Source organism: Thermococcus sp. MAR1, from assembly GCF_012027305.1.
In the GTDB taxonomy this organism is placed as follows: domain Archaea; phylum Methanobacteriota_B; class Thermococci; order Thermococcales; family Thermococcaceae; genus Thermococcus.
The window spans coordinates 805,771-827,263 of the sequence record NZ_SNUF01000001.1 but is presented as its reverse complement, the minus strand read 5'-3'; the positions used below and the strand labels follow the sequence as shown (position 1 = coordinate 827,263).

The 21,493-nt window shown below is 54.9% G+C and carries 22 protein-coding genes; 10 read left to right on the top strand and 12 right to left on the bottom strand.

Annotated features, from left to right (window positions below):
• The first annotated feature begins 2 nt into the window (after positions 1–2).
• Genes E3E25_RS04720 through E3E25_RS04710 form a run of 3 tightly spaced genes read left to right on the top strand, consistent with a single transcriptional unit; the run spans position 3 to position 4,004 of the window.
• Positions 3–755, top strand: coding sequence for a sulfide-dependent adenosine diphosphate thiazole synthase (locus E3E25_RS04720; RefSeq protein WP_167892027.1), 753 nt, complete (start codon positions 3–5; stop codon positions 753–755).
• Between the two features lie 5 nt (positions 756–760).
• Positions 761–2,044, top strand: coding sequence for a bifunctional hydroxymethylpyrimidine kinase/phosphomethylpyrimidine kinase (gene thiD, locus E3E25_RS04715; protein WP_167892026.1), 1,284 nt, complete (start codon positions 761–763; stop codon positions 2,042–2,044).
• Positions 2,045–2,084: 40 nt separating this feature from the next.
• Entirely contained in the window at positions 2,085–4,004 is a 1,920-nt protein-coding gene (locus E3E25_RS04710; RefSeq protein WP_167892686.1) for an ATP-binding cassette domain-containing protein, read from the top strand.
• Here E3E25_RS04710 and E3E25_RS04705 read toward each other — a convergent pair.
• From E3E25_RS04705 to E3E25_RS04695, 3 genes are read right to left on the bottom strand one after another with little or no spacing between them, the layout of a single operon-like run.
• Positions 3,970–4,716, bottom strand: coding sequence for a heparan-alpha-glucosaminide N-acetyltransferase (locus tag E3E25_RS04705; protein WP_167892025.1), 747 nt, complete (start codon positions 4,714–4,716; stop codon positions 3,970–3,972). The two genes, E3E25_RS04710 and E3E25_RS04705, sit on opposite strands and share 35 nt — an antisense overlap.
• 38 nt (positions 4,717–4,754) lie before the next feature.
• Positions 4,755–5,357, bottom strand: a complete 603-nt coding sequence (gene mrtA, locus E3E25_RS04700) for a CPBP family archaeomyxosortase MrtA (protein ID WP_167892024.1) — start codon at positions 5,355–5,357, stop codon at positions 4,755–4,757.
• Between the two features lie 33 nt (positions 5,358–5,390).
• A complete protein-coding gene (locus E3E25_RS04695) occupies positions 5,391–6,428 on the bottom strand; it encodes a peptidylprolyl isomerase (protein WP_167892023.1) in 1,038 nt (345 codons plus the stop codon).
• A 175-nt stretch (positions 6,429–6,603) separates the two neighbouring features.
• Here E3E25_RS04695 and cysS point away from each other — a divergent pair, with 175 nt between their 5' ends.
• From cysS to E3E25_RS04680, 3 genes are all read left to right on the top strand, one after another.
• Positions 6,604–8,034, top strand: coding sequence for a cysteine--tRNA ligase (gene cysS, locus E3E25_RS04690; protein ID WP_167892022.1), 1,431 nt, complete (start codon positions 6,604–6,606; stop codon positions 8,032–8,034).
• Between the two features lie 90 nt (positions 8,035–8,124).
• Complete coding sequence (locus tag E3E25_RS04685; protein WP_167892021.1) at positions 8,125–8,772, top strand: phosphoribosyltransferase; 648 nt, start codon at positions 8,125–8,127, stop codon at positions 8,770–8,772.
• A 21-nt stretch (positions 8,773–8,793) separates the two neighbouring features.
• Positions 8,794–9,108, top strand: coding sequence for a hypothetical protein (locus E3E25_RS04680; RefSeq protein ID WP_167892020.1), 315 nt, complete (start codon positions 8,794–8,796; stop codon positions 9,106–9,108).
• Here E3E25_RS04680 and E3E25_RS04675 read toward each other — a convergent pair.
• Complete coding sequence (locus E3E25_RS04675; protein WP_167892019.1) at positions 9,087–10,880, bottom strand: DUF4932 domain-containing protein; 1,794 nt, start codon at positions 10,878–10,880, stop codon at positions 9,087–9,089. The two genes, E3E25_RS04680 and E3E25_RS04675, sit on opposite strands and share 22 nt — an antisense overlap.
• Before the next feature lie 92 nt (positions 10,881–10,972).
• On the opposite strand from E3E25_RS04675, the gene E3E25_RS04670 reads away from it, so the two are divergent.
• Positions 10,973–11,953 (top strand): metal ABC transporter solute-binding protein, Zn/Mn family, encoded by a 981-nt coding sequence (locus tag E3E25_RS04670; RefSeq protein WP_167892018.1) that lies wholly within the window; start codon positions 10,973–10,975, stop codon positions 11,951–11,953.
• A gap of 43 nt (positions 11,954–11,996) precedes the next feature.
• Here the strand turns inward: E3E25_RS04670 and E3E25_RS04665 are convergent, their stop codons facing one another.
• Genes E3E25_RS04665 through E3E25_RS04650 form a run of 4 tightly spaced genes read right to left on the bottom strand, consistent with a single transcriptional unit; the run spans position 11,997 to position 16,735 of the window.
• Positions 11,997–12,890 carry an ABC transporter permease gene (locus E3E25_RS04665; RefSeq protein WP_167892017.1) on the bottom strand — a complete coding sequence of 298 codons (894 nt, stop codon included), beginning with the start codon at positions 12,888–12,890 and terminating at the stop codon, positions 11,997–11,999.
• On the bottom strand, positions 12,887–13,939 hold the full coding sequence (locus E3E25_RS04660; RefSeq protein WP_167892016.1) for an ABC transporter permease: 1,053 nt from the start codon (positions 13,937–13,939) through the stop codon (positions 12,887–12,889). Before E3E25_RS04660 ends, E3E25_RS04665 begins: the two co-directional genes overlap by 4 nt.
• Positions 13,920–15,458: an ABC transporter ATP-binding protein gene (locus tag E3E25_RS04655; RefSeq protein WP_167892015.1), complete on the bottom strand. Its 1,539-nt coding sequence runs from the start codon at positions 15,456–15,458 to the stop codon at positions 13,920–13,922. The genes E3E25_RS04660 and E3E25_RS04655 overlap by 20 nt, the downstream gene beginning before the upstream one ends.
• Before the next feature lie 44 nt (positions 15,459–15,502).
• The gene (locus E3E25_RS04650) at positions 15,503–16,735 is read right to left on the bottom strand and encodes a BMP family protein (RefSeq protein ID WP_167892014.1); all 1,233 of its coding nucleotides are present in this window, start codon (positions 16,733–16,735) and stop codon (positions 15,503–15,505) included.
• Between the two features lie 123 nt (positions 16,736–16,858).
• On the opposite strand from E3E25_RS04650, the gene E3E25_RS04645 reads away from it, so the two are divergent.
• Together E3E25_RS04645 and ftsY are read left to right on the top strand one after the other, a co-directional pair.
• Complete coding sequence (locus E3E25_RS04645; RefSeq protein ID WP_167892685.1) at positions 16,859–17,308, top strand: hypothetical protein; 450 nt, start codon at positions 16,859–16,861, stop codon at positions 17,306–17,308.
• Positions 17,309–17,460: 152 nt separating this feature from the next.
• Positions 17,461–18,363, top strand: coding sequence for a signal recognition particle-docking protein FtsY (gene ftsY / locus E3E25_RS04640; RefSeq protein ID WP_167892684.1), 903 nt, complete (start codon positions 17,461–17,463; stop codon positions 18,361–18,363).
• 195 nt (positions 18,364–18,558) lie between these two features.
• On the opposite strand, the gene E3E25_RS04635 is transcribed toward ftsY, so the two are convergent.
• From E3E25_RS04635 to E3E25_RS04620, 4 genes are all read right to left on the bottom strand, one after another.
• The gene (locus E3E25_RS04635) at positions 18,559–18,792 is read right to left on the bottom strand and encodes a hypothetical protein (protein WP_167892013.1); all 234 of its coding nucleotides are present in this window, start codon (positions 18,790–18,792) and stop codon (positions 18,559–18,561) included.
• A gap of 85 nt (positions 18,793–18,877) precedes the next feature.
• Positions 18,878–19,657, bottom strand: a complete 780-nt coding sequence (gene surE, locus E3E25_RS04630; protein ID WP_167892012.1) for a 5'/3'-nucleotidase SurE — start codon at positions 19,655–19,657, stop codon at positions 18,878–18,880.
• Positions 19,654–20,121, bottom strand: coding sequence for a type II toxin-antitoxin system VapC family toxin (locus E3E25_RS04625; RefSeq protein WP_167892011.1), 468 nt, complete (start codon positions 20,119–20,121; stop codon positions 19,654–19,656). Before E3E25_RS04625 ends, surE begins: the two co-directional genes overlap by 4 nt.
• Positions 20,102–20,290, bottom strand: a complete 189-nt coding sequence (locus tag E3E25_RS04620; protein ID WP_167892010.1) for a hypothetical protein — start codon at positions 20,288–20,290, stop codon at positions 20,102–20,104. The genes E3E25_RS04625 and E3E25_RS04620 overlap by 20 nt, the downstream gene beginning before the upstream one ends.
• 90 nt (positions 20,291–20,380) lie before the next feature.
• Here E3E25_RS04620 and E3E25_RS04615 point away from each other — a divergent pair, with 90 nt between their 5' ends.
• Positions 20,381–21,355, top strand: a complete 975-nt coding sequence (locus E3E25_RS04615; protein WP_167892009.1) for an archaeosine biosynthesis radical SAM protein RaSEA — start codon at positions 20,381–20,383, stop codon at positions 21,353–21,355.
• Positions 21,356–21,493: the final 138 nt, after the last annotated feature.

The following is a 21,493-nucleotide window of genomic DNA, read 5'->3' as shown; positions in this document are numbered from 1 at the left end:
CGATGCTTAGGGAGACGGAGATAAGCAGGGCGATAATCGAGGCCTATACGAGGGAGCTTCTCGAGAGCTTGAGCCTCGACGTCGCTATTGTGGGCGCGGGCCCCTCTGGCATGGTTGCCGGCTATTACCTCGCCAAGAACGGGGCCAAGGTTGCGATATTTGAAAAGAAGCTCTCAATCGGTGGCGGAATCTGGGGCGGCGCGATGGGCTTCAACAAAATAGTCGTGCAGGAAGAAGCGAGGGAAATCCTCGACGAGTTCGGGATAACGTACAAGCCCTTCGGAAAAGGCCTCTACGTGGCAGATGCAATCGAGACGGCAACGACGATAGCGAGCAAGGCTGTAAAGGCCGGTGTGCGGTTCTTCAACATGGTCGAGGTCGAGGACCTGGTTGTCAAGGACGACCGCGTGGCTGGAATAGTGATCAACTGGACGCCGGTTCTCATGACGGGCCTCCACGTGGACCCTTTAACAGTTGAGGCGAAGTTTGTAATCGATTCAACGGGTCACGGGGCGCAGATAAGTCAGCACCTCGTCAGGCGCGGCATGCTTGAGGTTCCCGGGGAGGGCCCGATGTGGGCCGAGAAGGGGGAAGAGCTGACCGTCGAGCACACGAGGGAAATCTTTCCCGGCCTCTACGTCACTGGAATGGCCGCGAACGCGATAAGCGGTGCCCCGAGAATGGGACCAATATTCGGCGGAATGTTCCTGAGCGGTAGAAAAGCGGCCCTCGAAATCCTTGAGAAGCTGAGGTGATAGGGTTGGCCGTTTTGATTGTAGCCGGCCTCGACACCGGGGGCGGGGCGGGTTTGAAGGCCGACATCGAAACTGTCTCGGCTCTGAGCGAGCACCCGCTCCCGGTTCTGACAGCGGTAACCTACCAGAACCCGGAGGGAGTCTCGGGATACCATCCCCTTCCCCCGGAAGTCGTGAGGAGGGAGTTAAGGGCCGTTAAGGGACATTTCGATATTAATGCAGTCAAAATCGGAATGCTTGGGAGCGGGGGAATAGCGAAGGCCGTCGCCAAGGAGACGGAAGGTTTAAGGAGGGTCTTCGACCCGGTGATGGCTTCAAGCACCGGGGAAAAGCTCGTGGACGACATCGAGTCGCTCAAAGTCCTTGTGGAGGGCTCAATAGTTACCCCAAACGTCCCGGAGGCCGAAGCTCTAAGCGGTCTTAAAATCCGCTCGATCGAGGACATGAAGGAATCTGCCAGGTTCATCGCCCAAACTCTGAAAGCGGAGGCGGTAATAGTCAAAGGCGGACACCTGGACCTAACCGATCTCCTCTACTGGAACGGGGAGTTCTTCGAGTTTAAGGGAAGAAAAGTTGATGGCTTCACCCACGGGACGGGCTGTGCCTTCTCCTCGGCTTTAGCCACTTTCCTCGCCAAGGGCCTTGAGCTTCCCGAAGCTGTCGAAAGGGCCAAGCGCTTCGTCGAAAACTCCATACGGTTCTCGAAGACAGAGGCAAAGGCCGTCAATCCCCTCTGGAAGCTCCAGAGAGATTCCCACCGCTGGAGGGCAAGAGAAGAGCTTGAAAAGGCCGTTGAAGAGCTCGTGAAGCTGGGGGAACAACTTAACCCTCACGTCCCCGAGGTCGGGACCAACTTCGCACTGGCGACTCCCCTCGGCGAGGTCTTCGCCGTCAAGGGCAGAATCGTCCGCTACGGAAAAGCCGTAAAACCAGTGGGGCCGGTCGAATTGAACGCCAGCGACCACCTGAGGAGGGCTTTGCTTAAGATGCGTGAGTTCTATCCTGAAGTCCGGGCCGTCCTAAACCTGCGCTATTCGGAAGGGTTGATAGAGCGCGCTGAAAAGCTCGGTCTCACGGTTTCCTTCTACGACAGGCGGGAGGAGCCGGAGGAAGTGAAGAGAGCCGAGAGGGGAACGATGGAATGGGGCATCGAGACCGCTGTAAAGAAGGCCGGAAGAAAGCCCGACTTAGTTTATCACCTCGGGGACTGGGGCAAGGAGCCAATGGTTCTAATCTTCGGTAGGGACGCACGGGAGGTTGTGAGAAAAGTTAAGGAACTTCTGGGCTAACGTTATAACCTTTGGCGACGAGTTCATAGGGGTGGTCATCATGATGATACGCGGGAAGGTCGTCGGGAGCGAAATCCCGCGCTTCAAACACCGCTGGTTTGGAATCCTTGAAGTTGAGGCCGGGGAGGAAAAATACCGCCTCTACATGACGGGTAATGTCGCCCAGTGGTTCCTGACGGGCGACGAGGTCGAGATTGAAGTTTTGAGCGAGCCGAAGGAGAGAGACGGACTCAAGGTACTCGACTTCGACGACTACCGTCTCTGGAAGTTCTACGGGGGGGATAAAATTCCTGTATGGCCCCTCTTCGAGAAAACCGTCGAGGCAAAGCGCTACTCGCCTTTAACCGGTGAGCTGCTCTACACCTACAGACTCCGCGCGAGGGAGGCCAAATACGAGAGTGATTTTGAGGCCATAGCGGAGCTTGAGCAGTACCACTACGCGAGCCAGAAGGAGAAGGTCGCCCTGTGGCGCTGTGAGAACGGGCACATCTTCGAGGCAAACACCAAGCAGAGATGTCCCGTCTGCGGGAGCGAGGATGTGCACATCCTTGAGATAAAGGGTTCTACTCCGGCATCGCGTTTCCTGATCCTTGAGCTCGTCGAAAGGGAGGAGTACGAGCCAAAGATTCTGAGCTACGTCCGGATTGACCCGCCCATACCCCTCATGCACCGCAGACTGCCGAACGGCGAAGTTGAGAAAAACATCCGGGAAAAGGTATTCCCGGAGGAGTGGTTTCACCCGGCTTTCTGGCCTGAGAGGATAATGAGAGAGCTTTACGAGGAGCTGAGGAAGAAATACAAGAAAAGAATAGCGCGCTCATACCTCTGGGAAGAGGCCAAATGGAAGGCCTTGGCGGAGACCAACACCGCTGGAGCGAGGATTGCGCGCGTTGTGGTTCATCCAGACTACCGCTCCGATGGACTGGGGCAGTTAAGCGTTAAATCCGCCCTCGAATGGATAGCCGAGCGCAGGGTTCCCGAGATGAGGAAGAGGAAGCACCTCGTCGAGACCATAGCCCAGATGGCCCGCTACAACCCCTTCTTCGAGAAGGTCGGCTTCAAGTTCCTCTGGGAGACTGCCAGCGGAAGGCCCGTCCTATTCTACCCGCTGAGCGAAGACGCCAGAGAATACATTGACCGCTTTTTGAAGGAAGACCCCTACGCACCTCCCGAAGGAAGGCTTTGGAGGCCAAGCTACGGGAAGGTTGAACCCCTGAACGGGCCGATACGCTTCGTCAACGTCTCCAAGGTCTTCGAGAGCGAGCTCGACATTAGGGGATTGCCGGAGGAGATTCAGGAACTTCTGAAGGCTTTCGGCGTAAGGCACCGCGTCATTCAGAGGCCTGTCCTGAGGAACCTCAACTTCGAGATAGGGCCCGGGGAGCTGGTTGCAATAGTGGGTGCGAGCGGGGCCGGAAAGACGACTCTCCTGAGGCTGATCCTCGGCTCTGCAAACGGCTGGTGGGAGGAGAAATACAGACCAACCACCGGTCGGATAGAGGTGCCCGGGAACGTAAAGGCCTCCGTCCTGATACCCGGCGAGTTCGAGCCTAACTTCGGCTCCGAGAGCATATTGGAGCACGTTTACCGAAAGATCAGGGACATAAACGCCGCGGTGGAGATACTCAACAGGGCCGGCCTGAGCGATGCGGTGCTGTATAGGGCCAGGTTCTCGGAGCTGAGCACCGGGCAAAAAGAGAGGGCAAAGATAGCCTCGCTTCTGGCCGAGAAGCCAAACCTCCTCCTGATGGACGAGTTCGCGGCGCATCTCGATACGCTCACGGCAATGAGGGTGGCCAAGAAGGTCGCGGAGATAATCCGTGAGGCAGGGATAACAGCTTTGATAATAACCCACAGGCCGGAGGTTCTAAAGGCTTTGGATCCGGACAAGGTGCTCTTCGTCGGCTACGGGACGGCAAGGATATCTAAATTGGAAGGCCGGGAAGAGGACCGTAAATGAGCCTGAGGAGGCCCACGAGAACCGGCTGATGGAGCAGGTAGATTGCCAGGGTGTGCCTACCAGCGAAGGCAAGGAAGTGAACTAATGGACTCGACGGGAGACCAATATCCCTTTTTCTCCTCCCGTCAGGATAGAGAACGCTCCCCGCAGTCATTCCGAGTAAGAAGACCCCGAACCAGGGGAATATCGGGAAGTAGTCAGGGGTGAAATAGTTTTCCGGCATTATTCCAACAGGCAGAAGCCAGAGCCCATCGTGGAAGTTCCTGAGAACCAGATATCCCAGGATAAAAAACGCCGCCCAGAGAGCATTACGACGCCCGAACCTGTAAAAAAGCATTCCAAGGAGCGTCGCAAGGCCGAGGAAGTGGAGAATTCCAAAATGGATTGTTATGCTCAGGAAATACGTTACTGCAGTTATCAGCAGTCCGAGGCCGAAGAGCTTGAGAAATCTCTTGAAGTACTTCCTGTAGGGGCTGGCACTTTTTCCCAGCGTTCTGGAGTAGCTTATCCACATCGAGAGGCCCGAGGCGAAGACAAAGGTTGAGGCAGTAAGACGGGCAAAGAACCACCAGAGCGCCGGGTTCTCGTTATAGCCAAGAAAAAGTTGTAAATCGGTCACAAAGTTCGAGACCACCATCATAGTTATTCCGATGCCGCGGAGCAGGTCGATTTCCCAGTAGCGGCGGTCGGTGTATATCTCGGAGCCGAACATGGAAGGGGTTTATGCCTTCCCCTAAATAGGCCTTTCGTTCAGAGAAGGACGCAGAGAAGATCAAAGAGAACCGAACCAAGCCAGTGGAGCAGAAAGCTCGGAAGAAAGCTCCCGCTCTTGAGGTCCATCTTGGCGAAGACTATCCCCGCCACAAAGGAGTATGGAACCTCTATTCCCGGCTTGCCGATGTGCACGAGCGTGTAGGGAACATCCTGTGCGAGTATGCCGAGCCACTCGTTCTTCCTGGCGAGTGGAAAGAGGACAATCCCCCGGTAGAACACCTCGTGGGAGAACATTATCACCCCCACCGCCAGCTCCTTGAGGAAGAAATCATCCCAGCCGGAGTACTGGAATATCGGGTAATACTCCTTCATAGAGGGCATGGTCGTGCCGTAGAGGCTCAGGGGGATCGTCAGCAGAAACAGTATCAGCGCCAGCTCATATCCCCCTTTCTTTCCAGCCTTCACCCCCAGTTCAGCGGGCTTAAACCCGAGTAACCTCGCGAGAAGGAGAGGAAAAGCAAAGTAGAATAGGAAGTTATAACCTGCCCACTGGAAGATTCCGCCCCCGGTGGAGCGGACGATAACAATAAACGGTAGCAGTGCAATGTAGAGAACCCAGGGATTTCTCCTGACCCTCATGGAGAAAAGTTGGTGGAGGAGGATAAAAGTCTTTCACTCCTCCTTCTTTTCACTGCTCTCCTCAGCGGCCTTGGCCTTCTTCTTGCTGGTGGTCTTTCTGGTGGTTGTTCTCCTGGTCTTCCTGCCCTTGGTGCTCTTCCTGGTGGTCTTCTTCTTGGGCTTCTCCTCTTTCTCTGTCTCTTCAGGCTCCTCGGCTTCCTTTGGTTCCTTGGCCTTTTCCTCGGTGACTTCATCCGGCTTCTCCTCGGCCTTCTCAGCCTCGGGCTCTTCTTTGACCTCTTCAGCCTTCTCCTCAACTTCCTCCACGAGGGGCTCGCTGACCTCCTCCTCGAGCTCCACGATCTCTTTCTCCTCCTCGGGCGGTTTGAGGAGTTCGTCGACGGAGGGCTTGAAGGTGACCTCCTCGTAGCCTATGAACTTGAGATCGCTCTCGAGGAGTATCTCGCCGAGGACGAGGGTGTTCTTGTCAACCTCGTTGAGGAGCTGGCCGAAGTCAACGGTAACGTCCTTCTCACCGACTTCGATGATGACCTTCTCAGTGTCGACCCTCGGCATGCGGAGCTCTATTAAGGCTTTTACCTTCTCGATCGGATCTTCAATCTTCTCGACGATCTCAACCTCATATACGAGGTGCTTGCCGGCGTAGGGGTGGTTGAAGTCAACCCTTACTCTACCTCCACTGACGGTCATGACCTTACCCTTGAGCTTCCTTCCACTCTCGGTCTCTATCTCAACCGGCATTCCAGGGAACGGGTAGATGCCCTGCCTCCTGAACTGCCCGAGGGTGAAGGTCTTTATGAGCTTGGGGTCGCGTTTCCCGAAGCCCTTCTCCGGGGGGATCACGAGCTCGTACTTCTTCCCAACCTCAAGTCCCTCGAGCTGCTCGTCAAGGCCTCCAAGGACGTGGCCCGCTCCAACGGCTATTGGAACCGGACCGTAGATTCCCTTCTCTGAGTATATGCCCGCCTCCTTGGCGACATCCTCAAATGTGGTGTCGAATATCTCGCCAGTTTCTTTGACCTTTCCGGTGTAGTGGAGCCTTATGACGTCTCCCTTCTGAACCTTCATCATCGTAACCTCCTTTCACTGCTCTAACCCCGATTGAAGGGGTCGGTTTTTAAGCTTTTGCCGAGGTACTGGGGCGGCAAAGGGTTAGGGAACAATCGAAAACTATGCCCAAATCTGCCCAGAGCGAAGGCGATAACCTAATAAAAGAACCTTCCAAAGTTCCCCCGGTGGTGAGAAGATGGCCATAAGAGTGTACAACACCCTGACGAAACAGAAGGAGGAGTTCAGGCCCATTAGAGAAGGCGAGGTCAGGATGTACGTCTGTGGGCCGACGGTTTACGATTACACTCATCTCGGGCATGCCAGAACTTACATAGCCTTTGACGTCATCAGGAGGTACCTGGAGCACCGCGGTTACACGGTTCTAATGGTCATGAACTTCACGGACATAGACGACAAGATAATCCGGAGAGCCAACGAGACCGGGGAAGACCCAAAGGAGCTGGCCGAGCGCTTTTTGAGATACTTCCTTGAGGACATGAAGGCCCTCAAGGTCAAGCCAGCCGATATTTACCCGCGCGTTACCGAGCACATCGAGGACATCATAGACTTTGTGAAAAAGCTGGAGGAGAAGGGCTACGCCTACGAAGGCTCTGACGGCGTTTACTTCGAGGTTCAGAGGTTCAGGGAGTACGGAAAGCTCAGCGGGATAAAGCTTGAAGAGCTCAGGAAGGGTGCAAGAGTTGAGCCCGGTGAGGGCAAGAGGAACCCCGAAGACTTTGCCCTCTGGAAGAAGGCCAAGCCAGGGGAGCCCAAATGGGAAAGCCCATGGGGCGAGGGAAGGCCCGGCTGGCACATAGAGTGCTCCACGATGAGCACCAAGTACCTCGGAGAGAGCTTCGACATCCACGGCGGCGGCAACGACCTCATCTTCCCGCACCACGAGAACGAGATAGCCCAGACCGAGGCATGCACCGGCCAGCAGTGGGTCAAATACTGGCTCCACACCGGCTTCCTGATGGTCAACGGCGAGAAGATGAGCAAGAGCCTCGGCAACTTCGTGACGATACGGGAGATGCTCGAACGCTACGACCCAGAGGTCATCAGACTCTTCGTCCTCCAGAGGCACTACCGCTCGCCGCTCGACTACACGGAGGAGGGCATGGAACACGCCAAGAACAACCTTGAGCGTCTGTATAACACCCTTGAGAACATAAGGATTGCACTTGAAAAGGCCGAGATTTCCTTCAAGTGGGGTAAAGAAGAGTTCGAGGCCTACGAGGCCATAAGAAACGCGAGGGAGAGGTTCTACAAGGCGATGGACGACGACTTCAACACGGCAGAGGCGCTCAAGGCCGTCTTCGAGGTAAGCAACGCAGTCAACAGGTATCTGACAAAGGTTGAGAAGCCGAAGGAGAGCATCCTCAGGAAGGCGTGGGAGTTCTTCAGGATCGTCAGCGAGGTCTTCGGTCTCTTCGAGGACTACTTCAGGGAGCAGAGGGCCGGTGAGGAGGAGGGGCTAATCAACCTTCTTATCGAGGTCCGCGCCCAGCTCAGGAAGGAGAGGAACTTTGCCCTAGCGGACAAGATAAGGGCCCAGCTCAGGGAGATGGGCATTCAGCTCGAAGACACACCACAGGGAACGATATGGAAAAGAGTTAAGGTCTGATTTCCCTACCTTCTTTTGCCATATTTACGTCAAAGCTCCGAGCGTAACGCTTAAATATAACCTTCCCCTTGCTCCGTTAAGGGAAATACAATGAAGAAGTTTCCGGCTTATCTCGCTTCTTGGGATGACATAGAAAGGTGGGCAAAGGAAGGTGCCTGGAAGGTTCTGGAGGACGGCTGGAGGCCCGACGTTATAGTCGGCCTCGCCAGAGGCGGCTGGGTTGCGGCGAGGCTCTACTGCGACTACCTCGGCGTCAAGGACCTCGTCAGCCTCAAGGTCGAGCACTGGGGCGTTACAGCAACTCCAGACGGAAAAGCCAGACTCAAGTACGGAAGCAACTACGACCTTGGAGGCAAGAAGGTTCTCATAGTGGACGACATCAGCGACACCGGGGAGAGCCTAACGCTCGCAAAGAACTACGTCGAGGAACAGAAGCCGGCAGAGATAAAAGTTGCAACGCTCCTCACCATAAAGGGCTCGCGCTTCAAGCCGGACTACTACGGCGAGGAAATCGACTGGGCATGGATAGTGTTCCCATGGAACTTTGTCGAGGACATGATAAACCTCGTGAACAACCTCTTCGAGGAGAAGGATGCCTTGACCACGGATGAAATCATCGAGCTGTTCAAGGAACTCCACGGTATGGATGTTCCGAAGGGTAAGCTAGAGGAAGCCCTCCGCATGGCCGAAAGAAGGAAGGTTTTTAAATTCCGGGAGGGTGCCTGGCGCAGGGCATGATGAAGTCCAGGATGTGATAGTTTGAATAAGGAGAAAAAGGTCGAGGAAATCAAGAACCACAGCGTTTACGCTAGGGAAATCTACGATATGCACAGCGACAGCATAGATGAGGTGCTCGATAACTACGACGACCTCAAGGAGGACTACCTGAACGACCACTCGCGGGCGAGGATAGTGCGCATAGTCTTCAACGAAGACAACGGGCTTCCGCTGGCGATAGAGTTCAACAGAAAGGACGACAGCTTCAAGGGGTTCACGATAGCCATAGGCAAGCCCCACATCAAGAGCAACGGAAACGGAAAGGAAGAAGACCCTCAGGAAGGGGAAAGTGGCTGAACGTAGAAACCCATCTCTATCTCTTTTCCCGTAAATATCTCGTAGCTTGAAAGGTAGTACGTCGGGTTTCTGAAGAGTCTGGTGCCGTAGCGGTCCGCTCCGGCTATCCAGACGATGTAGTTCCTGGGGTTGTTGGAGTTTCTCACCGCAAGCAGGAGCGCTGCGGTGATGTCATCGGACAGATCGAGCTGCCCTTTCAGCACTGGGTCGCTCTCGTTCTCCGTTATTATGAACGAAGCGACGCTCCAATTGATGCTGTGGTCAATCACCCAGTAGTTCCCTTCCTTCACAAAGCGCAGCGGGAAGTGCTCCTGCATTTCAGCGACAATCGAGTTCGCCGCTGGACCTCCAACAAGAACAAGGTTTTCTCCAAGTTCATCTTCCGTCACGTTCACGTCGGCTTTAACGACTATCTCCACGCTTCCGTTCCATTGGGAGTAGAAGATCTTTAGGTTGTCGGCTATGAGTTCAGCGGTTTCTCTGTCGTATTCCGTTCCCTTTGGGTCTGGGTTTTGCGTTCCGTAGACCACCACGACTTTTCCCGTAACGGCGCCCCTGTCGAAGGCCCTCAGCGGGGTCACCGGGACGCGCTCGCTGTAGAGCTTTCCGGCATTCCCTGGGGGAATCATTGCCCTCAGGTCAACGAGCATCTCGTCCACGTAGTCGTCAATGGGGACGGAGTTCCCGACGCTCATTGCCGCGTACTTGCCGTAGAGCTGGAGCACCTCGTCTATCCAGAACTCGCCCCAGGCCCTCTGGAGCCACACCGCCAGAGCTGCGTAGTCCGGATCGACTCTAGATAGAGCGAAGTCCAGCCAGCCGTCGGCGAAGCCCTCGTATATCATTCCCGTCCGGTCCCAGAAGTGAATGTCGTAGCGCGCGAGGTATGGCATGTCCTCCTCAATGGCCTCCTCCAGGTAGGCCAGCGAGTAGGTGTCGCCGTAGTTGGCGTAGAGGCCCGGTAGAGTAATGTCGTGGCCCAGCTCGTGGTAGACGAAGCCCAGGTAGATAAGCTCGTCGAGGCCGGTGTTGTTCACGTAGTCCCTGTTGAGGGGCAGGCCGAACATCGTGTCTCTAGCGGTCTTGTAGCTCCAGGCCGTCCTCTGTGGGTCGCGCCTCACGAGCGGCACCATTCCCCCGGCCCCGTATATATGGACGCCGTCCCTGACGGGGTTGAAGCTGTGGCCGTGTATCGCCACCAGGAACGGGTGCAGGAATTCGAAGCGAACGTTGGAAACGTCCGTGTATCTGCTCAGGAACTCGTCCGGTGGCAGGAGCGAGAGCGCGTTCGTGTATATCCCGAGGTCTTCTCGGTAGTAATCCTGGTGGGTTCTGTAAAAGGTCATGAAGTTGCTCTCCCTGGCGAAGTCCCTAAGGGCCTCGATGAAGTCGAGGGTCCAGGGGTCGTCGATGTTCCCCCAGGGCTGGAGCTCAGGAGGTTCCGTGCAGAGAAGGAGGTAGTATTCGGTGTAGAACAGCCTGAGATCCCTCTCCGAGATGGAAGCGGCCTTTTCAAGGTGTTCTCGAAGCATTTGAACCGCGCGGTGGTTCCTGTAGGGAGCAAAGTACGAATCAACCTCATCGACATAACTGCCACGGTCTATGACGAAGGGGTCGCTCCGTCCAAAGGCAAGGTAGTAAACCACGCTCAGCAGCTCGGAGTTGGGACTTATCCCGACGCTCACCTTTCCGGTCACATCGTAGCCGGTCACCTGCGGCGCGATTGCTCCGATGAAAAGCGTGAGGATTATTAAAGCCCACAGTCGCTTCATCACGACACCCGGTGGTATTTCGGCGGGAGATATTTAAAGTTTCCGAGGGCTTTTTAAAGCCGGCCATTAAAAAGAGTTCGGGTGACCGAAAAATGAGGAGGTTACTGATAATCATGATTCTCATCGCCAGCATGATAGCACCGTTCGCAGGCGCGGCGAGTGAGAAACCCCTCGTAGTTACAAGCATAGCCCCGATTGCTTCGATAGTTCAGGACGCCTTCGGAGACTCCGTTGAGGTCGTCTACCTCATTCCACCAGGAGCCGACCCCCACGAGTACCAGCTGACCGCGAGCCAGATCGAACTCCTGAGGAAAGCCGACGTGATAGTAACCACCGGCGGCCATCTTCCGGTGGAGAAGAAGATAGCTGAGCTGAAGGAGGAAGGGACGATAACGGGTGAGGCGCTCTTTCTTGAGGATTACAAACGTGAGGGCTTCCGCTATCTCCCAGAACACTGGTACAACGATAAGGACAACCCCCACGGTGTCTGGCTTGACCCCACGAACGCGCTGGCCATAGCTAAGGCCACCGAAAAAGCCCTTGAGAAAGCTGACCCCGTTAACGCCGAGGAGTATCTCGCTGGATACAGAGATTTCGAGGTGAGGGTGAGGACGATAGTGGAAGCCTACCACGCCCTCGTTGATGAGAACCACACCGCAGTGATTCAGATGCCCCCCGACCAGTACGCTCTGGAATGGCTTGGAATCAAGGCAATCGCCTCAATAAAGCCGGAGGAAGAGGTGCCTGCCATGGGTGTGGATGAACTCCTTCCCACCGCGGCCAAGGCGGACGTTGTGGTCTACGCCGTGGACAGTCCCGACCAGCTGAAGGATGCCGCAAAGGAGCTGTCCGCCAAGAGTGGGAAGCCGTCCGCCAAGATAAGGGTCTTCTGGAAGGATGAGCCGTACACCGAAGTTCTCAGGGAGAACAGCGCCGAGATAATCCGGGCACTCGGAGGAAAGGCACCGGAGGAAGGACCCGCGACGAGGGTCAACGTGAACCGCTACGTTGCAGTCTCCCTCGTGGTTGGAATCGTTCTGGGAACGGCGCTGGGTGTGGTTCTCAAGAAGTGACGCTTTTTCCTTTTTGCAAAATTCAAAGAAAAGGGAGGGGAAATCACTCCCTCTTGTAGGGCCTTCCGTCCCACTTCGGCGGTCTGGCCTTGCCTATTATCCCCGCCACAATGATGATGGTCATTATGTAGGGCAGCATGAGAATGAACTGCCCGGGGATTATGTGCTTCGGTGCCAGCCACGTGGCGAGGGCATCGAAGAATCCGAAGAGCCAGCCGCCTATCAGTGAGACCAGCGGATTCCAGCCACTAAAGACCATGTTGGCGAGGGCTATGAAACCCCTGCCTCCAGACATAGTCTTGTGAACCAGCCCGAGCCAGTCAACGCTCATGAATGCCCCGCCGAGACCGGCCAAAGCGTGTCCGTAGACCGTTGACCAGAACCTGTACTTCTCGACGTTTATGCCCAGCGCGTCTGCCGCCTCAGGGTTCTCACCGACCGACCTAACGCGCAGTCCAAGGGGGGTTTTGAAGAGCACCCACCAAGTCACGATGGCTATCAATACGGTCACGAAGACCATCGGGCTCAGCTCGCCGTAGGGAGTTTTCCAGTGCCACATCTGGGCATCGTGGGGAAGCTGATGCTGGCCAGCGGTTCCCCAGTAGGCCAGTATGCCGAAGGGAACCACACCCATGGCGAGCAGGTTGATGCCTATACCAGGGATGACGTGGTCGCCCTTAAGGTAGACCGTAAGGGCACCGTGGAGCATTCCGAGCAGGACGCCTATGAGTATTCCGCCAATGAGGCCAACGAGGGCGTTGTGCGCAAGCTCAGCGAATATAGCACCGAAAAAGGCACTCATCAGAAGAACGCCCTCGTAGCCAATGCTGACCACACCGGCGCGCTCGCTCCAGGCGGCACCAACGCTAGTGAGCACTATCGGCACCATGGCCATGAGAGACGTGAAAAGTACCGTGAGGACGTCACCAACGTTCATTGGGCAGCCCCCCTGTGGATGGCCTTCTTAATCAGGTCGTACAGGCTCGGGATGGCAACGGTTATGACTATGATTCCCTGTATGACCTTGATGATCTCCAGAGGAACCTGGGCTTGCGCCTGCATTAGAGCCGTTCCAGCGCGGAGCATCCCGAAGAAGATCGCCGCGAGGATGATTCCGAGTGGATGGTTTCTTCCGACCAGGGCGACACCGATACCGTCAAAACCGAAGCCGTAGATGTTAGCTCCTCCCTGGCTGATGGCGTACGTCGGCCCCTCACCCATTATCTTCATGGCACCACCCAGTCCGCTGAGCAGGCCACCGATGAGGAACGACCACATGACGGCCATCTTCGGGTTCATTCCGGCGTAGCGCGCGGCTTTCTCGTTCATTCCGCTGGCGCGCATTCCAAAGCCCATGGTCGTGTGCCAGAGCAGGAAGTACGTCAGCAGTGAGGCGATTACCGCGATTATGACGGCTATCGAAAGGCCATAGCCGATTTCGGGAAGTCTGGCCTCTACGGGAATTCTGATGGTCTTATTGGGATCGTTGGGGTTGGCGTATGGCCCAACTATAAGCCAGAGCACGAAGAACCAGCCTATCCAGTTGAGCATGATTGTTGAGATGACCTCGTGAACGCCGCGGTAGACCTTGAGAACCGCCGCAGGCAAGGCCCAGAGTGCTCCGAGGAGCATACCCATGACGAGGCCGAAGAGCATGTTGTTCCAGACGTTGGTGAATATCACCGCCGCTATTGCTCCGAAGTAGAAGGAGCCTTCTGCACCTATGTTGAATATTCCCGTCCTGGTGCCTATCGCGAAGGTCAGTGCCGTGAGCATTATAGGGGTGGCGTACTTGAGGGTCGAGGCGATACCCCTGGTGGAGCCTAGTGCGCCCTGGAAGAGCCAGTAGTAGGCCTCAAAGGGGTTGTAGCCGAAAGCCAGGAGGACTATTGCACCTATGAGGAAGCCAACGAATATAGCTATAAGGCTCTCGATGAACGGGCGGACGTTCAGGGATTTGAAGAGCTCACTTCCTGATTTCTTCATAGCGTATTCCCCCCATCATCATACCGATCTCTTCCGTGGTGACCTCCTCGGGCTTCACAATGCCCATGAACTCGCCCTCGTAGATTATTCCCATCCTGTCACTGAGCTGGACGACCTCGTCGAGGTCTGCCGAGACGAGAAGAACGGCCTTACCTTCGTTTCTGAGCTTTACGAGATAGTTCCTGATGTATTCGGTCGAGGCGACGTCAACACCCCTCGTGGGCTGAGAGGCCACTATGAGCACGGGCTTCTTGCTGACCTCCCTTGCAACGATGAGCTTCTGCTGGTTGCCGCCGCTGAGGCTCTTGACCGGGGCGTCAACACCCGGGGCAACTATCTCGAACTCCTCAATGAGCCTCTCCGTGTGCTCCCTGGCCTTGTTCCAGTCTATCGTTCCCTTCCAGCGCTGGAACTCTTTCATCCACTGGAGACCGAGGATAGCGTTCTCCGTGACGGTCATGTTGAGTATCAGTCCCATGTGGGTTCTGTCCTCTGGGATGTGGGCCATTCCCGCCTCATAGAGTTCCTTAGGGCTTCTACCAGTTATCTCAGCCCCATTCAGAATCACATGCCCTTTTTCGGGCCTCCTAAGTCCGGTTATTGCCTCGATGAGCTCCGTCTGACCGTTGCCCTCGACGCCGGCTATTCCGAATATCTCACCGGCCCTTACCTCGAAGGACAGACCCTTAACGGCATCCTCGCCCCTATCTCCTTTAACCCAGAGGTCTTTGATCTCAAGTATAGGCTCCCCGGGTTCTTTTGGAGGCTTCTGTATCCTGAGAACCACGTCCCTTCCAACCATCATCCTCGCGAGTAACTGCGGCGTTGCCTCGCTCGTGTTGACGGTTCCTATGACCTCACCCTTCCTAATGACGGTGACGCGGTCGGTGAGCTCCATGACCTCGTTGAGCTTGTGGCTGATGAAGATTATCGTCTTCCCCTCGGCCTTCAGCTTCTTGAGAACGGCAAAGAGTTCCTCGACCTCAATTGGCGTTAGTACCGCCGTTGGCTCATCGAGTATGAGAACGTCAACGTCCCTGAAGAGCATCTTTAGGATTTCAATTCTCTGCTGGACTCCAACGGGCAGGTCCTCCACCGGGACGTCCAGGGGGACCTTGAAGTTGAGGTTATCCATAAGCTCCTGAAGCTTCCCGGTGGCCCTATCAACGTCAATCTTTGAAAACAGTCCATGGCCCTCCATGCCCAGGATTATGTTGTGGAGGGCATCGAAAACCTCAACGAGCGTGAAATGCTGATGAACCATACCGATGCCGTGAGCGATGGCATCGGAGGGGCTTTTGAACCTGACCTCCTCGCCCCTTATGAAGATTTTACCCGAGGTTGGGTGGAGCATACCGAAAAGGATTTTCATAAGGGTGGTCTTTCCGGCGCCGTTCTCACCGAGGAGACCCAAAATCTCGCCTTTATACACGGTAAGGTCAACGCCCTTGAGGGCCTTAGTGCCATCAGGATACACCTTGACTATTCCCTTCATCTCGATTATTGGCGTCCTCTCCATTGCAGCACCCCCTTTTAAGTGGAGAAAAGAAAGGGGTTAAGAGCTCACTTGGCGAGCTCCATCATTTCCTGCCAGGTCTTAGCGGCGCGGACCTTCTCTATGCCTTCCTTGTCCATCGGAGCCGGAACCTTGATGGTACCGGTCTTGATCTTGCCCGCAAGATCGTTCACGGCTTCCCATATCCAGTTGGGAACCTGGGCCCTGGTGTCCTCGAGGTACTTCTTGAGCTCGTCCTTACTGTTGAAACCGAGGTCTTTAAGCTTCTGCTTCTGGGTGTCCTCAGGAAGCGAGTCGAACATGGCCATAACGTCGTCCACGGTGCTTATGCCAACACCGCCCTCCTTGAGGCCAAGCTCGACGATACCACCCTTAAAGTTGCCCTCGACGGCGTCCTTAACTGCAGTGTAGACACCGACGTCAACACGCTTCATCATGCTGGCTATTATAACGCCCGGCTTTATCCAGTCCTGGGCTGAGTCAACACCGATAGCGAAGGGCGGACCCATCTTCTTGCCCTGGGAGTCAAGGACCTCTGAAACGGCGTCGAAGACACCGAGACCGGTTCCACCAGCGACCTGGTAGATGACCCACGCACCCTGGGCGAGCTGGGCCCTGGCGGCCGCCTTACCCTTGGCGGCGTCGTTGAAGGTTCCGGTGTACTGGTAGATGACGTCTATGCTGACCTCCTTGCCCTCGTGCTGCTTGTAGTAGTCCTCGGCCCACTTGACACCGAAGCGGTAGCCGGCTTCGAACTTGTAGAGAACCGGTATCTCCATGCCAAGGACTATTCCAACCTTGTCCTTGCCGCTGTTGGCCGCTATAAGACCTGCGAGAGCACCGGCAAGGGCCGAACCTTCGTTTTCCTTGAAGAGAATGCTCATGACGTTGTCCTTGTCAGGGATGTAGCCATCGATTATGGCGAACTTCTGGTCTGGATATTCATCGGCAACCTGCTTGACGGCGTCCGTCATCATGAAGCCGACGGCTATAATAACTAGGTACTTCTTCTGGCTTGCGAGGGTCTCAAGGTTCTTGACGTAGTCGTCCTCACTGTTGCTCTGAAGCTCGACCAGCTCCAGATCGAAGTCCTTTGCCGCCTTGGAGGCACCAAGGTACGCCATATCGTTGAAGCTCAGGTCACCCCTGCCGCCAACGTCATAAACGATGGCAATGGCGCCCGTAGTGGATTCCTTTTCACCACCTGAAGAAATGCAGCCGCTGGCCACTACACCGAGGGCCAGGAGTCCAATTAAAAACAGGCTAAACAGCTTCTTCATGCTAACACCCCGCGAGTTTTCAAAGGTATAGCTGTGAAGCGCAATATATACTTTATGGTTCTCTGAACGCCGAAAATCTGAGAAAGAATTTTAACCTCAGAGTAAAAGTTTTTTGTGATGACCATGTTGAAGGAGATAGCCGAATTAAATTCGGGAGCGGTTTTAATTACCGGCGACGGGAAGAGACTTGCGAGAATATACCTGAACGCATGGGGAAAGGCAGGGAGACGCATACTTGCTGAGTATCTGCCGTTCCAGGTCGATGGTGACGTTTACATAGGTTCCCCCTTCGAGAGCGACGACTTCGAGGTGTACCTCATAGTCAACCCGCTCTCACGCTCCAAGGCGGAGAGGAAAAAACTGAAGGACTGGCTGGGGGAGCACAGGGACAAGCTTGTTCTGCTCTACGAGCACAAGTACGTGAAGGACTCCATAACCCGCTATGAAATAAAGGAATTCATCGATTATTTAATCGCATACAAAAGGGAAACGGTTGGCTTTGAGAGGCTGGACGTCATGCGCCTTGAGAACGGGAGGATAGTGGAGAACAAGACCTACGTCAGGAGGTACTGAAGGGGCACGTGCGGTTTATAAACTCTGGGAAGGAGAACACTCCCGCCCGATGACGAGCGGTTTCGGGTCTGAGGCATGATGAAACCAGCTATCGCCGAGGGCATTCATAATAATTATATAGGCTTAAGCCCCTCGCCCATAGGGTGGTAGAGATGCTGGGAAAACTCAAGGAGAAGTTAGGCTCATTTGTGGACAAGGTCTCGCAGACTGAAATAAGCGAGAAGGACGTTGAAAACGCCCTCTGGGATCTGGAGATAGAGCTTCTCGAGGCGGACGTCGCCCTCGAAACCGTTGAGGAGCTCAAAGAGAGGATAAAGGAGAAACTCGTCGGCCAGAAGGTAAAAATAGGGACGAACAAGAAGGCACTGGTTGAAGAAGCAGTCCGTGAGGCCGTCCTTGAGGTTCTGACGCCGGAGAAGAAGATAGACCTCCTTGAGCTGATTCGGTCAAAGAAGGAGAAGCCCTTCGTCATAGCCTTCGTGGGCTTCAACGGCTCCGGAAAGACGACGACCATAGCCAAGCTCGCCAACTTTTTGAAAAAGAACGGCCTCGGAGTCGTCATAGCCGCGAGCGACACCTTCAGGGCTGGAGCGATAGAGCAGGTTGAGGAGCACGCGAAGCGCGTCGGCGTCAGGGTCATCAAGCACTCCTACGGCGCCGACCCGGCGGCTGTTGCTTACGATGCAATCCAGCACGCGAAGGCCAGGGGGCTGGATGTCGTCCTCATAGACACCGCCGGAAGGAACGAGCTGAACAGGAACCTCATGGACGAGATGAAGAAGATAGCGCGCGTAACCAAGCCTGACCTCGTCATCTTTGTCGGTGACAGCTTAGCAGGCAACTCGGTGGTGGAGCAGGCAAAGCAGTTCAATGAGGCCGTAAAGATAGACGGAGTAATCCTCACAAAGCTCGACGCCGATGCACGGGGTGGTGCAGCTCTAAGCATAAGCCATGCCATCGGTGCTCCCATACTCTTCGTCGGCGTCGGCCAGGGCTACGACGACTTAAAGCCGTTCGACGAGAAGTGGTTCGTGGAGAGGATTTTTGGAGAATAAAAGGGTGTAACAACCTTTCTTTTCTCCCCTTGGAGGTGGACTTTTACGTCCTCTGTGTGGAAGGTAAAGTTCTCCAAATGACTAAGACTCCAGTCAGCAGCTCACGCCGAGTCCGTCGAGTATAATCGCCAGCACGGAAAACCTGGTAAAAGCCCCTCGATAGCGAGCAACGCCCTTTCCCGATGAAGGCATCGGTCAGGACCGAGGAACCAACACAAGGCCCTCTTTCAGGAGCGTGGAATCTCTGAAGACCAGGTACAGGGCAAGGGAAACGATGGCGGGCAGAAGGACTAAAACAGCGAATTCCGGTGATTGATAGTACCTGAACCAGCCGGAGGGAATACCGTCCCTGATGTAAAACCTCCCGCTTTCGATGTAGTAGCCCCTCAGCCAAGTCATGTTGTATAAGAGAAGGAGCTCCCATGCCATTGAGAGGGCAATAACAGAGAGGTAGAAAAGGAATTCCCTAACGTTTCAATGGCTGATCCTCCACGGAGAGGAACGTCCCCAGCTGTCATTCCCCTGATAGAATCTTTCTCAATTCCCCGAAATCAATCCTCGCCGTCATGTCTATGTTCACCGGCGTGACGCTGACCTTCCTCTCGACCTTCAGTGCATAGGCGTCGGTTCCCGGCTCGAACTCACGACATTTTCTGCCGACTATCCAGTAGTACGGGTTGCCCTTGGGATCTATGCGCTCCTCGACCGTTGGCCGGTACATCCTGTGGGCAAGTCTCGTGACGGCTATCTCTGTTCCCTCGCTGGCATCGTCCGGAACGTTCACGTTGAGCATGTCGACGCCTTCGGGGAGACCCTTGGTCAAAACGGCTCGCGCAATCTTCCTTAGGAAGTGAGAGGCTGCAGAGAAGTCAACCTCACTTCCCTCGCCGAACTTGTATTTCTCCCGGCTCACCTCAAGGCTTATCGCTATGCTCGGAATCCCGTTGGTGGCGGCCTCTATAGCAGCTGAAGCGGTTCCCGAAACGGTTATCTCGGTGCTGAGGTTCTCGCCGAGGTTTATCCCGCTTATGGCGAGGTTGAAGTCGGTGAAGCGCGCGAGGGCGAAGATTACACAGTCTACGGGCATTCCATCAAGGCCGTAAGCAACCTTCGCTCCGGGAACGTTCACGCGCTTGGCCCTTATCGGCCTGTGGAGGGTCATGGCTCTGCCACTTGCGCTCCTCTGAAAGAGCGGTGCAACCACGTAGACCTCGCCGAGGTCCTTGACGGCCTCGACAGCGGCTTGAAGCCCTTTGGAATAAATCCCGTCATCGTTGGTGAGGAGGATTCTCACCGTTCTCCCTCCAAATCCCCAACCTTTGAAATAGCAAGCAATCCCTCCTTGGGTGCAATCTGGAGGAGATCAGTATCGAGACTAACAATGCCGTCGAGACCGTAGTATTTCGCGGTTGCTAGTATTAGGGCATCGCTTGGGAGGAGACCGTATTTTGCAGTGAATTTAAGCGAGAGAAGGCTAACCTCATGAGTGGTGTCTAGGAAATTAGTAGAACTCAGCAGGGGCAAGACCTGAAGAATGAAAGTTTTGGCAGCTTCTTTAACCTCTTCTATGTTCTTTTTCAGCTTCCAGTATCCGCCAACATTGGTGCGAAGGTAAACAAAGAGAACTTCGTTGTATACGGTTTCGTTGGTAAACAATCGGAAATTTCTCCTCATTAACTCTGAGAGGAGCGCAGAGGCATCTGAGTTGCCCTTAAGGTGTTCAATGAAGAGGTTACTGTCAAGGAACAAGCTCATCATACATCTCTGCCTCCAGCTCCTGCCAGGATTTGGAGGTTTTCATTATTCCCTTAGACCTCCTCAGTGCTTCTTCCTTGTCAATCTTGCCCAAGAGAAGGGCGAGTTGAATCTCAAGCCAAAGGGGATCGTCAGTCTTGTGACGGGCTATGATTTTCTCAACGTCCTCCATTTTCTCACCATTAAAACCCTCGGTGCCGATCAATTTAAACCTTCCCTCACCTTTAAAAACCCTAACTCCCAGCGAGGCTTAGGTGAGAGAATGACATACTGGACAAGCGAGGACAACGTCGCCGGGAAGCCCGGAACGGCACTTTTCATAATCCTGCCCACGATAGGCTGCTACCGCTTCAGGATCAACCAGGCCTGTTACATGTGCGCCTACCCAACTGCCGCGCCAAAGGTTAAGTGGAGCCAAGATGCCATAGTGGACTACGTTAAGGAGGCCCTCAAAAAAATCGAAGGCAAGAAGGGGCCCTTCGCGGTGAGGATGTTCACCTCCGGCTCTTTCCTAGACAACGGTGAGCTGAAGCCCGAAACCCGGAGGAGAATCTTCGAGCTTTTAGCTGGGATGGAAAACGTCGAGGAAATCGTGGTAGAGAGCAGGAGCGAACTCGTGAGATACGAGGCCGTTAAGGAGCTGGCAGAGATAGTCCCGGATAAGCACTTCGAAGTTGCCATAGGTCTTGAAACGGCCAACGACGATATAGCCGATGTCTCAATCAACAAGGGGAACACCTTCGAGGACTTCGTTAAAGCGGCCGAGATTACACACGAAGCCGGGGCAAGGGTCAAAACATACCTCCTGCTGAAGCCGATTTTCCTGAGCGAACGCGACGGCATAGAGGACGTCAAGGAGAGCATAATCAAAGCCGAGCCCTACACTGACACCTTCTCGATAAACATCACCGATATCCAGAAGGGGACGCTCTACGAGAGACTCTGGGAGAAGAATGAGTATCGCCCGCCCTGGCTCTGGAGCGCGGTTGAAGTCCTAATATGGGCGAAGAAGCGCTTCCCCAACAAGAGGATCCTGAGCGACCCGGTGGGGGCTGGCTCGAAGCGCGGGCCACATAACTGCCTCACGGACTACGACCGGACCATAGGAAGGGCAATAAAGAAGTTCTCGGCAACGCAGGATTTAACCCACATCGAGAACCTCAAGCAGGAGTGCCGCGAGAGGTGGGGGTATATAGTTGAGAACGGCCTCCTCGACTGGCAGCTGCTGACGTGGTAATAGGCATACGTCAGAGGTACGAGAAAAAACCCCGAAATATGAAATTTGTTTGTATTGTTCTTTCTCCATACTGGGCGTTTTTTAATTTCCGGGCTGGAACTCCCACGTTCTCCGATGGACATTTTGGATCATGCACGA